Here is a 13982-nt window from a genome sequence, read left to right as displayed (position 1 = left end):
GGCGCAGAACAGGTGGGACAGCACAGGAGGGTTGCTTAGATGTTTGGCTATTACGTGAAAGTTGCGCTGCATAACGCCGCAAGGAACAAGGTCATCACTGGATTGGTGATTCTGGCGATATCGGTTGGCATCGGAGCGAGCATGACAACCCTCACAGTCATGCACATCCTGTCTGGAGACCCTCTTCCAGGCAAGAGCGGGCACATCTATTACCCTCAAGTTGATGTGAACCCAGAGTCCAAAGGACGTGAGCCCTATGATGTAATGGATTACCGCACCGCATTTGATCTATGGTCGGCCAAGCAGGCGGACAGCCAGGCGATGGTGGTATCCAATCCCGTCAAGGTTAGGTCAGAGCTTCCTAGCGGAGTACCGCTGATGATCTCTTCGATCTCAACAACTTCAGAATTCTTTACGATGTTCGACGTGCCGCTACAGTACGGGCGCGCTTGGGGTGCTGAGGATGACGCGCGTCGCAGCCGTGTCGCAGTGATCTCAGATCGACTCAACCAGCAGTTGTTCGGCGGCCGCAACAGTGTCGGTCAGAGCTTAAGAGTCAAAGATACAAATCTTCAGATCATCGGTGTTCTAGGCCCATGGCGTCCTTCCCCACTGTTCTACAAGATCAGAGGTGGGCGCTTCTCTGGTGGTGAGACATCCGGCTTCTACGGTGTAGCGGACGATGTGTTTCTTCCTCTCTCAGCTAGCCTCGAGATCAACGAGGGCGACTTCCAACCGTTTACCTGTTGGGCTACCCCAGATCGTCCTGGTGTTCTCGAGAGCTCGCCCTGTGTCGCGGTCGCGCTATGGGTAAAGTTGAGTGGTCCGGAGCGCGTTCAGGGATACGATCGCTTCCTCCGTAACTATGCAGCTGAGCAGAAGCGCCTTGGACGTATCAAGCACGACGACAACACCCGGTTGAGGTCTCTGATGGAATGGCTGGACTTCAATCAGGTAGTTCCCAGCGACGTAAAAGTGCAGACGGTTTTGGCCTTCGCGTTCCTTCTGATCTGCCTCGCAAACGTAGTCGGCTTGCTGCTTGCGAAGTTCATGAGACACGGCGGAGAGATCGGCCTGCGTCGCGCGTTGGGAGCGAGCAGAGTCGCTATCTTCACGCAGTGTCTGGTCGAGGCCGGTCTAATCGGTGCTTTGGGCGGCGTGCTTGGCTTGTTCCTAACGTTACTTGGCTTGTGGATGATACGCATCCAGCCAGTAGCATACGCAGATCTGGTGCACCTGGACATCGCAATGTTTCTGGTCACAGTCATTCTATCTTTGCTCACAAGCCTCTTGGCGGGTGCGATTCCCGCGTATCGAGCGAGTTTTATCCAGCCGGTTACCCAGCTGAAGCTGCTTTGAAGGAGTGTGCCATGCAAGTTGGAATCATAGTGGCGGCGCTGAAGAAGCACAAACTGGCCACATTCTTGATCACCATTGAGATAGCCTTAGCGTGTGCAGTTCTATGCAACGCAATCTTCATGTTCATGGAGAAGAGTCGAGCGCTCAACCTTGATAGTGGCGTTCAGGAGTCGTCACTTGGGATCGTCCAGCTCTCCGGATTCAGCGCAGAAGACGCACATGACATCAACGCCCGTGTGATGAACGCTATCCGGGCTATTCCAGGTGTGGAGGCTGTGGGCGCCATTAGTGCTGTTCCCTTTGGCGATCCTGGAGTCCGTGCCGGTGTGAACACTGACGAAGCGCTTGAGCGCTCTGGCGGTGTTCTGGATTTCTACCTTGGGGATGCTGTGGCGCTGAAGTTGCTCGGTTTGAATGTGGTGTCTGGTCGTATGCCGGAGCCGGCCGAGTATGCGCCCATCGAGCAGTACGTCCCATCCAACGCCCCGGTGCTGGTGACTCGGCAGTTGGCCGATCGCTATTGGCCGGGGCAAAGCGCAATCGGCCAAAGCATTTGGGCCATGGATACCCGATTCACGGTAATAGGTACCGTCGACCACCTTGCTGTCTCTCAACCGGGATTGGGAGAGGCATTGGGCAATGACTGGTCGCTCATCGTTCCAGCATTGGCCGGGCCTCGGCTCGCTGGCAGATACCTGGTGCGAGCCAATCCGGAAGATCTTCCGCAGATCTTTGGCCAAGTAGGGAGGGCTATATCGGCGGCTGCACCTGATGTGGTTTTTGACCATTCTGCCAGTCGCCCGGTCTCCGAACTCAGGTCAGACCACTTTCGCGGTGCCAAGGTCATGATGGGGTTGCTTGCCGCAGTGATCATTGCCCTTCTTGGGGCCACTGCATTGGGAATTGTGGGCTTGGCCAGCTATTGGGTAGAGCAGCGCCGGAAGCAGATCGGCATTCGTCGTGCTTTAGGGGCCACGCGATCGGATATTCTGCGTTACTTCCAGATCGAGAATTTTCTGATCGTCAGTCTCGGCATTGCGGTTGGACTGGTCCTTTCCTACGCGATGAATATTGGCCTAATGCGGTTCTACGAGTTGCCAAGGCTACCGGCAGCCTACTTGCCGGTGAGTGCTATAGCATTGTGGTTGCTAGGCCAAGCAGCGGTCCTGGTTCCGGCACTGAAGGCCTCAGCAATCACGCCCCTAGAGGCGATCCGCTCGCTCTGACCCATTTTAGGTGAAGCCGAGCCCGCAGCCCGACGACGCCAAGGTGCGACATGCTCGAGGCGCGATGTTCAACGTGATGCGCCGCTGCGGAAAGTCGAAGCGCGCGCAGAGCAGGGCGGCTCGCACGCGCTCGCGTGATTCGCGCACACTGGTCTCGGCCAAGCCCACGATCTGCGTGACAGGCAGGCCGCCAGAGAGATGCACTTCGACCCGCACCAGCGGGGCGTCGACCCCGGCGCGGGCACGGCTGTGGACCAGCGCCAGGCTCATGTGTGGCTTCCTGCGGAGGGATGTTTGATGGTGTGGCAGGCGCTCTGCGCAGGGATATCGGGGTTTGTTGGCGACGCAGCTAGGAGGATTCCGACAGGTGCCCGGAGCGTGCCTTGTTCCTATGCGGCGACCAGTCTCTGCAATGTGAGCGCCGGAACTCGCCCGGTATCAAGTGGATCGACGTTGATCAGCCAGAACCGCTGCCATCAGCCCATCCGCGGTCCCTGCCGGCTCTCTTCCTGCTGCCGCTCCTGCGCTTGCGCCAGCTGCTGCGACTGCTCCCGATCCTGAGCGTCGAGGCTCCGGTTGGCCGCTGCATACTGCTGCTCCGGTGCGATCGCCAGGGCGTCCTGTGTTGGCATCTGCACCCGGTTGGCGGCGGGGTCCGAGGACGCGCCCGGCCCGGAGCGCGTCACGAACAGCGTAGTACCCGCAGCACGGGTTTCGGTGGCTTCACTCAATGCCATGTCTACTTTGTCGCCAGGCTTGAACCCGGCGTCTGCCGCAAGCCTGTAGGCGCTGGCCAGCAGGCGGTCGCTGCTCTGGTCCCACGGCTTGTTGTTCTTTTCATCCAGCATGGCTACCGACGAGCGCAACTGCTCCAGCAGCCTGCTGCCATCCGGACGCAGGACCGAGCTTTGGTCTCGGTCTACGTCAGCGTCGTGCTGGGTGGCAGGCCTGGAGGCGTGTGGCGAAGGTGCGTCCGGTGCGACGCCCGCAGGTTGCTGCTCTTGTTCTGAGGTCGTGCGCCGCACGTGTGCCTGAGCAATCTCCTCTGGCGTGGTAACGGAAACGATCTGCATGCGCTCGTCATCCTTCCCCGCCAAGGTGGCCAGCGAGCCATCCTTCTGTACCTGCAGCATGAAGGTGCCAAAGCTGGGCACGGTGCGTGCGTGATCCTGGGCAACAGCGGCTACAGCGTCATCAATTTCTTCTGCGTTTCGCTCAATGCCGGCGCTTCGGTAGGCGTCCACCACTTGGCTGCGCAAGCCGTACTCGGTTGGCGTGGGATTGGCCCGGGCAATGTCCGCCATGGAATTCAGCTCCTGCACACCGGCCTGCTGGCTCTGACGCGTGCGATTGAGCTCCTCGATGATGCTGCCCTCGGCCGGGTTGGTGCCATACACCCAGCCCGGGGTGTGCCACTGCCCGTTGGCGTCCTGCGTGTACTTCTCGCCGTTGGAAGCGCGCAAGGGCTGCGTCTGGGTCTGCGCGTTGGCGATCACCTCCGGCACCGGCTCGATGGTGGCAAATTCATGCCAGTTGTACTGGTTGAACGCCACCTGGTAGCGCGCGGCGAGCGCCTCCGGCGTGTTTGCGGCGTTCTGGGCAATGATGCGCTGCGACTCCAGTTCCAGCTGGCCGGCCTTTTCCGGGCTGACCGACACGCTGTAGTCCAACGGGACGCGTCCATCAATCACTGCGTGGATGGAGAGGTTCCATTCGCCGTTGTGCGGGTTGCGCACATAGTGGCGGTTGGTTTCGAACGGCTCGCGTGGCGGCGTGCTCTCGCCGCCTGCATCCAGCTTGAAGGGGTTCTGCGGTTTGGGCAGGTTGGCCATGCCCAGCGAATAGGAGTCGTTGGCGGCTTTGTAGTTCAGCTCATCCACCAGCCGGCCACCGGCGACCATCGTGGTCTCGCGGTAACTTCCGTCGGGTTGCGGCGTGCGCACTCTGCGGCTCCAGGTGCCCTTTGCATCCTCCGGGTCGCGGCTCCATTCGTTGCCGCTGCGGTCCACCTGGGTGTAGACGGCTTTCTTGTCCTGGTACTGGGCCCAGTACTCACCGGCGAAGCCACCGGCCACGCCGCCCAACAGCCCGGTAGCCAGCGCACCTGGTCCGGTCCACGAGCCGGTAACGACGCCGTACCCTGCGCCCAACAGGAAACCGCCGCCGAAGCCGCCCGCGGTACGCCCCACGAAGTGGGTGGCAGCTGATTTTGCGCCGGCATCGTTGCCCTCGCTGCGCAACTCGGCCACGCGGTGGCCGGTGATGGCGAAGTCCACGGCCAGCGCGGCGACGCCCGCGGCACCGAGTACGCGCCCGCCGGTGATCTGTCCGCGCGCGGCGGCAGCCGCTTCGGCGGCACCTTCCGCAGCACCCGCTCGCCCTGCAGTGCCAGCCAGTTGCGGAGCTGTGGTTGCTGGGCCAGGGCGCACGATGGTCAGTGGCATTTCCGGGTTGAACGCAGTGCGTACGCGGGCAGCGGTGTGCTCGCTCAACGGCAGGCGGCCGCCTTGATTGGCCTCTTGAATGGCGGTGCCCAACGATGCGCGGCCACCCCAGCGCTCGCTCAAGGTGGAGTTGCCGGGTTCGTCGATAGCATCCAGCGCCAACCTCACGTTGCCTTCGGACTGGGTGACGCCGCGCCAGCGCAACTCGGACGGATTGAGCGTCTTCAGTTCCGCAATCTGCGCGGCGTGGGTACGCTGGTAGCCGTCCAGATCAGAGAAGAAGGTGCGGACCTTGGCGTTGGCTTCCGCCGGGGTCATGTTCTCGGGCGTGTTGGTGACCAGGTCGCCGTTGAGGATGCCGGCGCGAAGGGTATGTTCGAGGTTCTGGATGCGGGCACCCATACGCTCGGCCGCGGCGGCCCGCACGTCCGGCGGAGTCTCCTTCGACAGCAAGGCTCGGCCATCGGATGTTTCCGCGAGGTCGTCGAGAACGAACTTCAGTTGATCCGAGTACGCACTCAATGGGCCGCCTGAGTGTGGCGAAATACTCAGCCTGGTCGCCAGCGCAGGGCTCGCGGGCAGGTTGAGAATGTTGTCGGGTCCGTGGAGCGCGAAATGACCACTCCTGGCAAGCGACTTCAGCAGCGGGCTCTGTTCGAACGCAATCTGTTCGATCAGATGGTGTCCCTGAAAAACCGGTGTGTCGGCCATGCGCACCACCTCATTCAAGAATCCGTTTGAAAGAGCGCTTGCTAGATGTCGGCTACATCGCGCAGCCGTACGCCGGAGAAGTTGGCTGCACTCAAAGCATCAAACATCGCGCGGTCGCAGATGGGTGGTGCTCCCATGCGATCCTGGCGGAAGATATGGGCATCTCCCACAACATCCTGTTTGAACACCAGGCTCGCTCCGCCGACGAGGCTGTAGAGCTTCTCGTCCTCGCCGGTCTGATAATTGTGGTCGAGCTTGATCCTCACGCGGGAAGCGGCTTCATCCAGGGCATCGAGCCTGCGCAGCACATTGCCCAGGTAGTACTGAGGGCCGGGGCTGCCGTCAGCAAGGCTGAAGTCGCAGGCCACAAAGGCAAACGCCTGGGGGTCCATCTGCTCAAACAGCTGCTTCAGCGGCTCCGACACAATCCAGATGCCAGCGAGCTCTTCCAGATCGCGTGGCATTGCGCCCTTCTCGGGCACATGAACCAGGTGGGGGCGCTCCGGATACTGGCCTGGCGTTCCATCAGGACGCGAGATGACATTCATCCCCGGATCGATCAGCTTGTCTTCGTTGGCGATCTCTATACCGGGAACCCCGCCGTTGCTCAGCAAGCCTGCGTCGATCAGGAAGAATTCGCCCTTGTGGGATGCGGCTTCGGCTGAAACTTCGGTGGCGGTCGGTTCGGTCACGGGGGCTTCCATCATGGATGCAGGGGCAGAACGGGAAAAGCCGTTGAGCCGATGCTAGCGGGGCTTCTGCGCAGCCACAAGTTGCGCCGAAACGGTGCCGGGGGCACGTGGTTCACGCGGCTCTTTTGGGATTTCGGAACAATGCCGAGGATGATGCTGCCATTCCTTCCACTGCCTGCAATGGTCTGCTGGATAGGCGGAATGACGAGGGAGATTCCAGCCGAGGGTGGCCTGGGTCCCTGAACACGCAGCGCTGGTCATCAGGCACCGACCTGTCAAGGCGCCCAAGCCGTGCCTCAACCCACGAAGGCCCCGCACTTTCCACCAGCAACCGCCCCTGGCTCTGGTGCAGATCCAGCCAGCGCTCGAAGCTGATGCGCAGGCGCTCAATATCTGGCGCCCGCCAGCGGGCATCGGCAGGCATGCGGATCAGCACGCGCGACGGCGCGTTCTCCACGTCCATCACCACAACGCCCTTGCACCGGATCTCGAAGGACGTCGCCCTGGCATGGCGCGCGTGCAGTTCAAAGCCCTCGTGGGCCTTCGCGGTCACGAAGCCCAGCGCATCACTGTGCAACAACCGGTAATCGGCCGGCTGCAGCTTCTGGTAGGCCCACACCTGATCACCGGCGGGCTCGGGCCACTCCACCCACATCGCGCCGATCACCGCGATGCACACCGCTGCAGCGGCCAGGCCGTGCATCTTCATTCGTCACCCCCGCACACAGGCAGAAAACCCAGCGCCATAAGCGCGCTCAGGCCTTGGGTCGCATCCGCTCGTGGATGAAGGCGGTCAGCGCCAGATCGGCCATCACCAGCCCCTCCATCACCCGGTCGCCCACGTACTGCTCGGGCTCACCGTTCTGGCGCGTGCGCTCGGCCGCCAGCAGGATCTCCTGCACGATGCGCTGTCCGGTGAGTGCGCAGTCGGCGTCGGACAACTGAATCTGCCGGCTGCGCAGGTGATGCCGCTCGGGCCAGGGTTGTCCGTCGGCCGCAGCGCCCGCGCCGATGGCGTGCAGGATGGCGATGAGGCTGTTGGGGTCCGGGGCCGGAGCGCGTGACGGCGCTTCCTGGATCGGGCGTGGGGGCGGGGAGTGCGGCGTGGTCATGGCGGGCTCCGTGCATGCAGGCAGAAGCCGCCACCGATAAAGGTGGCGGACAGGGCGTGGCTCGAAAACCGGTGTGTGATGATCGCCGGTGGGCACGAGGCCCCCACGCCCCGCCCGCCATAGCCGGCAGACGGATTGCCAGCCGGCACCACGCAAGGTGATGCCGGCTGGCAAGCGCAAACTTCATCACAACAACGGGTTTTCGAGTCCCGGCCACCGATGCACGGTGGCGCAGTAACGATTACCTGCTGTTGTGCGGAATGCCAACGGGTAGGGGTCAATGCCGCCAAAACCCGAGACGCTTTTGGCATTGTCGCATAGCACCGGAAGCGGCGAGAGCCTTGGCGTGCTAGGCGGAACGGCACTTCTGGAACGGAGTCGACAGAACCTTCCGTAAGAAATGCAAGGCGCGGCAAATGCGACAGCACTCGCCCATCGGACATGTGTGATCGCTCATGCAACCGAACCGCTGCGACACCCGCTGGATGGTTTGAATGACTTCTTGCCTATTGAACCTACCGAGTGCGGCGCGCAATCTGACTACAACTGTAGTCACTCGCGATCGTCCTGCCCGCAGTAGGAAGGTTCTGCAGCGCTCGTCTGGATTCCACCCACTGATGCAGGCCAAAGAAGGACCACCGTACGTGTCACGCCGCAGCCGACTGCTTCTCTGCGCGGGTCTGGTCCCGCTTCCATGGTTCCTGTTCTGGACCAGCGTTGCCGCCGTGTTCTCGCCGGGCTACAACCCGCTTGCACAGCACGCCAGCGAGCTGCTGCAGGCGCCGACGCTCGCAAGCATCTGCGCCAGGATTGCTGCCATTGGCTCCGGTGTGGGCTTCGTGGCGTTCTCCATTGGGGTATGGCGGGAGTCCGGCCGCCGGATTGCCGTAGGTGCAATCTGCTGGTTGGTCTTTGGCATTTCCATGCTGACCAACGGGCTCTGGCCCATGGGCCATCCGATGCACGGCTTCTACACCATCGGTATCGCCAACATCATTGCACCGGCAATGTCGCACATCGAATTGAGTGCGTGGTCGGCCAACCGAAGGGCTTACGCCGTGACTGCTTTGGTGAGCATCGCGGGCATTGTCTATCTCTGGTTGAACGTGGTGGGAGCGGACCCTGAGGGGTACCGGGGACTGACCCAGCGCTTGTTCTCGTCAATCAACTCGCTGTGGCCATTCCTGGTTGCGTTGTACCTGCTGCGCAGGGATTCCAACGAGCTGAAGACGCACCTCGTGCACTGATGGGCACACATGCGGGTTGATGTGTTCAATTGGTGGCCGGCCCACTACTTCTGACTGGATGAAGGACCTCACGCGATGAAACTTCCAGCCCGCTTCTGGGTGCATCTTTTCAGCCATCTGGGGTTCGTCGGGATCCTGGCCGGGCTGTTGGCCGGCTGGGTCGGGACGTTCTTCGAAGCCCTTGCCGGTCATTCCGATGCCGCAACCGACGCCGCCCGGGTGGGCGACGTTGGAACGCTGTTCGGGTTCTGCATGCTTGCCCTGTTGCTGCTGGGAGCGCTGACCGTCCCTGGCGAGCTGTTCGGGCTGATCAGGCCGTACGACCGCAAGGCGCGCTATCGGCACGAGGCGCAGGCGATGCATCGGAAGGTGTTGCTGATTGTCGTGGCGGTACTGTCCTGGGCGGGCCTGACTGCGGCGTTCGTCATTGGGTCGATGATGCGCTCCAGCTAGGTGCTGATGGTGGTGCTGGCATCTTCGGATTCCTCGGCAGAAGGAATCGGCGGGTTCGACACGGGAAGCCGGGCGGAGTGGTGATTCATCCGGAATCGGTTGCCCTGACCAGGGACAGCCTGCGGATTGAGGTGATACCGGTGTGGTCGCCGCGATGAGACGACTGGAGGATGAGATGCCGTGTGGCACGATTCGCGGATAAGGGCCACACGAGCGTGTTGATAGGAAGACGCCGACGTGCCCCGTCGGCGTCTTCCTCCATCAATTGATGATCTCCCCACTCCCCGAAGCAACAAACGCCCTCAACTGCAGAACGAACTCCGCGTCATAGGCTTCCCACTCCACAATCTCCCCAACCACCCGCAACGGCTGCGCACTCCGATACGACCGCGTCGGGTTCCCGGGAAACTTCTTGTTGGTCACGTTCGGATCGTCTTCAAACGGCCCGGTCGGCGCCACCACATACACGCGCGGCCGCCCTTCACCGCGGGCGATCTCCGCAGCCAGCCCGGCGCCCTTGGCAATCGTGGTGAAGTAGATGTGGTTCATCACCACACTGTCGCGATAGTTGGACCTGAAGCCCGCGCTCAGCAGTTCGCCCACCGCCAGATCAGCGCGGGTGCCGTGATAGAACGGCCCGGCAACCTGGTCGCAGGTGTCATGCGAAACGGGTGTCCATTCGGTGTCCTGCGCCATCGCTGCTGCCCCTGCTTGTCCTGCCGGATCGACAGACCGGCGAGTCTAGGGCGCCCGGTGGGCCTTGCTGCAAGGCCCCATCCGGGAAATAATCTGTAAACGGGAGGCGCGGTGCGCCTCCTTTTTTCATTCTGCGGCGCCGCGCCCTTCCAGCTCGCGCACGGCGGTTTCCAGCGCGTCCAGCTTCTGGCGGGTCTTCAGCAGCACGGCGCGCTGCACTTCGAACTCCTCGCGGGTGACCAGGTCGAGCTTGGCCAGGCCGGCCTGCAGCGCGCTCTTGAAGGTGGCCTGCAGTTCCTCGCGCGATTCGCGCAGGCCCGGCGGCACCAGGTCGCTGAGGCGACGGGCGAGGTCATCGATGTGGTTCAGGTCGATCATGGGGTGCTCCGTGGGGGTGGGCCCGTGCATCCGGCGCGGGCAGGCCATTCGGGCACAAGGATACTGCTGGCACCCATCGCCCGGACAGGCGGCAGCGGCTTCGCACGGGCCGCGTTCAGGCGCTATCCTCCACGCCGGAAGACAGGAGATAGACGATGAAGATGGTCATGGCGGTGATCAAGCCGTTCAAGCTCGACGACGTGCGCGAAGCGCTGGCCGAGCGTGGGGTCACCGGGATCACGGTGACGGAAGTGAAGGGCTTTGGTCGCCAGAAGGGTCATACCGAGCTGTACCGCGGCGCGGAGTATGTGGTCGATTTCCTGCCGAAGGTGAAGCTGGAAGTGGCGGTGACCGATGACCAGGTTGAGGCGGTGGTTGAGGCCATCGTGAAGGCCGCCGGGACCGGGAAGATTGGTGACGGCAAGGTGTTCGTGTACGACCTGGGCAGCGTGGTGCGTATTCGTACCGGTGAACTGGACGCGGACGCGTTGTAACCCGGTTTCTGTAGAGTCGAGCCATGCTCGACTGCATTTCGCGCGATGCAGGAAGAGCAGTCGAGCATGGCTCGACTCTACAAGGAGCGGTAAAGCGGTCGAGCAAGCTCGACCCCTACCAAAGCAAAGCGCTTACCGGCGCTTCGCCCACTTATAGAACCGCTTCCAGCCCTGCCGCACGGCGGCCACCCAACCCGGGTCGGCCACCAGTGCGGCCTGCGCGGCACTCGGCGCCTGGCCGGTCACGCGCTGGCGGATCTTCAGCAGGTTCTTCATGTCGCTGCGGCGCATCTGGCGGCTCAGCGGGTTGCGGCGGAGCCAACGCGGGGCCCGCCAGGCCGAGGTGAAGTCCAGCAGCACCGGTACGCCGCTGCTGACCACCACGTTGGTGCCATGCAGGTCGTTGTGGGTGATGCCGGCGGCGTGCAGGCGGCTGAGCGCGTGCTGCAGCTGCTCGAATACTTCATTGCCAACGGCCTGTGCGGTGCTCAGGGTCTGGCCGGGAATGAACTCCATGCCCAGCGCCAGGCCACCGAGGGTGCCGAGCAGCGCGGGGGCATGCTTCCAGCCGCCGAGGCGCTGCAGCATGCGGGCCTCACGGCGCACCATCAGCCGCGCGATCAGTGAAACGGGAGTTCCGCGGTAGCGGGAATAGTCCTTGATGACCGCCTCGCGCCCGTCCAGGCAGGTACGGTAGACGTCGGGGGCCAGGAAGCGTTCGCCGCGCTTGAGCAGCAGCGGGGTGGCGGCGTCATCGCCGCAGGAGGAGGGGGGGAGAGCAGGAAGATACATGTCGGGGTCTCGGACGACCCGGTGGGTGGCGCAAAGCGTCAAGCGAACCGGTGTTACAGGGAGTTACTAAGTTTTCGTTAATTTTAGTACTCGCCAGTTCGCTATTCCACGATTTGTCGGAGAAATGTCGGGGTCGTGGCTGGAACAGTTCGTCGCGCCCAATCGGACAATTCTGTCTCACTTGGCCGGTGGTTCTTTCAGAATCAATAGGTTGCGTTTCGCTCCACTTCGTTCATCCGCGGCCCGCTGAACGTCACGCACGTCCAGCTTGACCCCGACGCACGGCCTGCCGACCATAAGCTGTTAATTCGCGACATCGGCGGCCGCCCCTTCCTGGCACGTCCCCGTCCCCTGCCGCGGTCCCCACCGGTGCTGGCCGTCCGGCCGTGCATCGCCCTGATTCCCGTTCCGGCTGCGGCTGGAGGAAAGTGTTTTGATCATCAAAATCGTCATTGCAGCGCTGTTCGTCGCCTGCGTGCTGTACATCCACTTCCGTGGCAAGGTCCGCGCGCGCTGGTCGCGCCAGCTGCTGGACCACTCCAGTTTCATGGCCCCGATCAACGTGGTCATGTACATGTTCTCGAAGGTGCCGACCACGCCGTTCCTGGACCCGGCCAAGGAATTCCCGCAGCTGGAGCCGCTGCGCCAGAACTGGCAGATGATCCGCGACGAGGCGCTGGCGCTGCGCGATGCACAGAAGATCGCTGCGTCCAGCACGTTCAACGACGCCGGCTTCAACTCGTTCTTCCGCCGTGGCTGGAAGCGCTTCTACCTGAAGTGGTATGGCCCGTCGCATCCGTCGGCGAAGGCGATGTGCCCCAAGACCACCGCGCTGCTGGAGTCGCTGCCGGATGTGCGCGCGGCGATGTTCGCGCAGCTGCCGTCGGGCAGCGAACTGCGCCCGCACCGCGACCCCTTCGCCGGTTCGCTCCGCCTGCACCTGGGCCTGGCCACGCCCAACAACGACGGCTGCTACATCGAAGTGGACGGCATCAAGAAGAGCTGGCGCGACGGCGAGTGGATGATGTTCGACGAGACCTACATCCACCACGCGCACAACGAGACGCCGGATGACCGCGTGATCCTGTTCTGCGACATCGCCCGACCGCTGCGCTTCGGCCTGCCGGGTCTGTTCAACCGCGCGGTGGCGGCCACGCTGCTGGCCGGTGGTGCCTCGCCGAATCTGCCGGGTGACCCGACCGGTGGCGTCAACAAGGCCTTCGGCAGCGTCTACAAGGTGCGCCTGAAGGCCAAGGCACTGCGCGAGCGCAGCGTGGTGGCCTACCAGTTGATCAAGTGGGGCTTGGTGGTGGCGGTGATCGCCGGTATCTGGGCGCTTTGATCGTTACATGCGGTTGCCGGCCAGCGGCCGGCACTACCGCAACATGAAAAAACCCGCGCTGTCGCCAGCGCGGGTTTTTCTTTGGGTAGGTGCCGACCGTGGGTCGGCACGCCTTACTTCAGTGCCGCCTGCACGAACGGCGGGGTCACCAGCACGCCGGTGTGCAGCGCGGCGGTGTAGTACAGGGTGTTGAAGGTCTTGGCGGCCGAGTCGGCCTGGCGGAAGTCGAAGCTGCTGTCGCCCTTGCGCGCCATGGTCACGCTCCACCAGCCGGTGGGGTAGCACGGCTGCGGGAACGGCAGGGTCTTGAACGAGCCGAAGCCGGCCTTGCCCATCTCGGTGCGCATTTCGTTGATCAGGTCCAGCTGCATCAGCGGCGACTCGGACTGCTGCACCAGGATGCCGTCGTCCTTCAGGGCCTTGAAGCAGCTCTCGTAGAAGGCCTTGTTGAACAGGCCTTCGCCGGGGCCGACCGGGTCGGTCGAATCGACGATCACCACGTCCACGCTGCCGGCCGGGCAGTTGGCCATGTAGGCCACGCCGTCGTCGAACAGCAGCTCGGCGCGGGCGTCGTCGTTGGAATCGCACAGTTCCGGGAAGTGCTTGCGCGCCATCACCGTGACCTGCTCGTCGATATCGCACTGGGTCACGCTCTCCACGCCGGTGTGCTTGAGCACTTCGCGCAGGGTGCCGCAGTCGCCGCCACCGATGATCACCACGCGCTTGGGCGCGGCGTGGGTGAACAGCACCGGGTGGCTGATCATCTCGTGGTAGAAGAAGTTGTCCTTGCTGGTCAGCATGATGGCCCCGTCGATGGTCATCAGGTTGCCCCAGTCGGTGGTCTGGAAGATCTCGATCTTCTGGAACGGCGACTGCACCTCGTCCAGCTTGCCGGTGATGCGGTAGCCGATGGCCGAGCCGGTGCGCTCGAAGTGCTCGATGTACCAGTTGTTGCTGTCAGTCATTTGAAAACAGTCCTGTTCGGAGGGGTGAAGCCGGGCTGGCGGGCGGGGCCGCGTGGCACAGATGCCACATC

At 62.9% G+C, this 13982-nt stretch carries 14 protein-coding genes and 1 pseudogene; 6 read left to right on the top strand and 9 right to left on the bottom strand.

The window, feature by feature from the left end:
* Positions 1–39: 39 nt before the first annotated feature.
* Positions 40–1359 (top strand): ABC transporter permease, encoded by a 1320-nt coding sequence (locus ACZLHH_RS22195; protein ID WP_071227695.1) that lies wholly within the window; start codon positions 40–42, stop codon positions 1357–1359.
* Positions 1360–1370: 11 nt separating this feature from the next.
* The gene (locus ACZLHH_RS22190) at positions 1371–2585 is read left to right on the top strand and encodes an ABC transporter permease (protein WP_071227694.1); all 1215 of its coding nucleotides are present in this window, start codon (positions 1371–1373) and stop codon (positions 2583–2585) included.
* Positions 2586–2642: 57 nt separating this feature from the next.
* On the opposite strand, the pseudogene ACZLHH_RS22185 reads toward ACZLHH_RS22190, so the two are convergent.
* The 5 genes and pseudogenes from ACZLHH_RS22185 to ACZLHH_RS22165 form a co-directional block, all read right to left on the bottom strand.
* A pseudogene (locus ACZLHH_RS22185) lies at positions 2643–2855 on the bottom strand (magnesium chelatase domain-containing protein); the annotation flags it as partial.
* Between the two features lie 206 nt (positions 2856–3061).
* Complete coding sequence (locus ACZLHH_RS22180; RefSeq protein ID WP_180844607.1) at positions 3062–5740, bottom strand: XVIPCD domain-containing protein; 2679 nt, start codon at positions 5738–5740, stop codon at positions 3062–3064.
* 41 nt (positions 5741–5781) lie between these two features.
* A complete protein-coding gene (locus tag ACZLHH_RS22175; RefSeq protein ID WP_197573013.1) occupies positions 5782–6444 on the bottom strand; it encodes an imm11 family protein in 663 nt (220 codons plus the stop codon).
* Between the two features lie 100 nt (positions 6445–6544).
* A complete protein-coding gene (locus ACZLHH_RS22170; protein WP_258014077.1) occupies positions 6545–7135 on the bottom strand; it encodes a cold-shock protein in 591 nt (196 codons plus the stop codon).
* Positions 7136–7187: 52 nt separating this feature from the next.
* Entirely contained in the window at positions 7188–7544 is a 357-nt protein-coding gene (locus ACZLHH_RS22165) for a hypothetical protein (protein ID WP_180844604.1), read from the bottom strand.
* Positions 7545–8188: 644 nt separating this feature from the next.
* Between ACZLHH_RS22165 and ACZLHH_RS22160 the strand changes: the two genes are divergently transcribed.
* Together ACZLHH_RS22160 and ACZLHH_RS22155 are read left to right on the top strand one after the other, a co-directional pair.
* Positions 8189–8791, top strand: coding sequence for a DUF998 domain-containing protein (locus ACZLHH_RS22160; protein ID WP_180844665.1), 603 nt, complete (start codon positions 8189–8191; stop codon positions 8789–8791).
* A gap of 75 nt (positions 8792–8866) precedes the next feature.
* A complete protein-coding gene (locus tag ACZLHH_RS22155) occupies positions 8867–9244 on the top strand; it encodes a hypothetical protein (protein WP_180844603.1) in 378 nt (125 codons plus the stop codon).
* A 261-nt stretch (positions 9245–9505) separates the two neighbouring features.
* On the opposite strand, the gene arr is transcribed toward ACZLHH_RS22155, so the two are convergent.
* Positions 9506–9940, bottom strand: a complete 435-nt coding sequence (arr, locus tag ACZLHH_RS22150; protein WP_180844602.1) for an NAD(+)--rifampin ADP-ribosyltransferase — start codon at positions 9938–9940, stop codon at positions 9506–9508.
* 126 nt (positions 9941–10066) lie between these two features.
* Positions 10067–10318, bottom strand: a complete 252-nt coding sequence (gene ubiK / locus ACZLHH_RS22145) for a ubiquinone biosynthesis accessory factor UbiK (protein WP_049421110.1) — start codon at positions 10316–10318, stop codon at positions 10067–10069.
* A 155-nt stretch (positions 10319–10473) separates the two neighbouring features.
* Here ubiK and ACZLHH_RS22140 point away from each other — a divergent pair, with 155 nt between their 5' ends.
* A complete protein-coding gene (locus ACZLHH_RS22140) occupies positions 10474–10812 on the top strand; it encodes a P-II family nitrogen regulator (protein ID WP_005411374.1) in 339 nt (112 codons plus the stop codon).
* Positions 10813–10944: 132 nt separating this feature from the next.
* On the opposite strand, the gene ACZLHH_RS22135 is transcribed toward ACZLHH_RS22140, so the two are convergent.
* Complete coding sequence (locus tag ACZLHH_RS22135; RefSeq protein ID WP_032127129.1) at positions 10945–11604, bottom strand: RIO1 family regulatory kinase/ATPase domain-containing protein; 660 nt, start codon at positions 11602–11604, stop codon at positions 10945–10947.
* Between the two features lie 436 nt (positions 11605–12040).
* Between ACZLHH_RS22135 and ACZLHH_RS22130 the strand changes: the two genes are divergently transcribed.
* A complete protein-coding gene (locus ACZLHH_RS22130; protein WP_024957655.1) occupies positions 12041–12946 on the top strand; it encodes an aspartyl/asparaginyl beta-hydroxylase domain-containing protein in 906 nt (301 codons plus the stop codon).
* Between the two features lie 113 nt (positions 12947–13059).
* On the opposite strand, the gene speE is transcribed toward ACZLHH_RS22130, so the two are convergent.
* Positions 13060–13911 carry a polyamine aminopropyltransferase gene (gene speE / locus ACZLHH_RS22125; protein ID WP_032127130.1) on the bottom strand — a complete coding sequence of 284 codons (852 nt, stop codon included), beginning with the start codon at positions 13909–13911 and terminating at the stop codon, positions 13060–13062.
* Positions 13912–13982: the final 71 nt, after the last annotated feature.

The sequence above is a fragment of the Stenotrophomonas sp. 28608_Sma genome (assembly GCF_056486185.1).
The sequence above is the reverse complement of the archived record's forward strand: the minus strand, read 5'-3'. Positions and strand labels throughout refer to the sequence as shown.